This is a genomic window from Klebsiella sp. 28 (assembly GCF_018223905.1).
GTDB classification, from domain to species: Bacteria; Pseudomonadota; Gammaproteobacteria; order Enterobacterales; family Enterobacteriaceae; genus Klebsiella; species Klebsiella pneumoniae.
On the sequence record NZ_JAGRQY010000302.1, the window covers coordinates 1 to 1,003 of the forward strand.

At 31.4% G+C, this 1,003-nt stretch carries 1 protein-coding gene; it reads right to left on the reverse strand.

Annotated features, from left to right (window positions below):
- Window positions 1–793: hypothetical protein (locus KHQ28_RS28580; RefSeq protein WP_211777799.1), on the reverse strand; the 793-nt coding region annotated here is incomplete at its 3' end.
- Window positions 794–1,003 lie beyond the last annotated feature (210 nt).

Here is a 1,003-nt window from a genome sequence, read left to right on the forward strand (position 1 = left end):
AAATAAAATAGATGGAAGGCGCACCTAATGTTAAAATAATATATACATAAAAAGAATCAAACAGGCCCTTATAAGCTCCCAAGCCGGCACCTAAGGGATTAAAATCAGAAATCATTATCGCGTATTGCGCCAATCGCCCATATGATGAAGCGTCTGCAGATTCACCTAAATAGTAAATTGCATAAAACATAACTACTGAACAAATAACTGCTAAAGACATAGTTAACTTTGGTTTAAAAGAAAAATTATTTTTATAGCTAAGACACAAGTGATAAAATAAAATGTTAAAGATAATAATTAAAAATGCCGTTCTCACTTGACTAACATACACACCAGCCAAACATATAATCATGGATATAAGACTTAAGGCTAGACCTGAAAAGTTTAACCATTTCAAAGAGTTCAATAGTTTAAGATAGAAATAAAAACAAAACATCCCTGCGATATATGAGTACTGTAATGCGCTAACGAATAGACCAGACGATCTAAGATTTCCATTTCTTACAATTTGATATACCACCATTCTTGATTCATAGTCAGAGTCTGTTTTAAGATTCAAGTCTATCAAAAAATCATAACGCCATGAGCTTTCTGCTATTCCATTAAAATTATAATAATCAATTATAGCGATAATAGAATTACCAACAACCATTAGCGCAATAAAATGCAATATTCGATCACCATCATCGAAATTTATTACATTTGTCCGTACCATCAAATACATGATTAATACTGGCGCAACAGTATCACGCCAATCCAATATAATTCTCGATATACTATTATCTTTTGCCATGCTGTATATCACATAGATCATGGAAACAAAAATACACACGAAAAATAACTTATCTACACCTTTCTTTTTGTTATTTGTATTATCACCTCTCGTTGTCATAATAAACAATCTTAAAACTAGAGAAAGCATCAACACGTCGGGATAGGCTTTGATTATAAAATTCTCAATGCTCTGATTCGTCCCCATTATATAATTTAAGTAATTTATTCC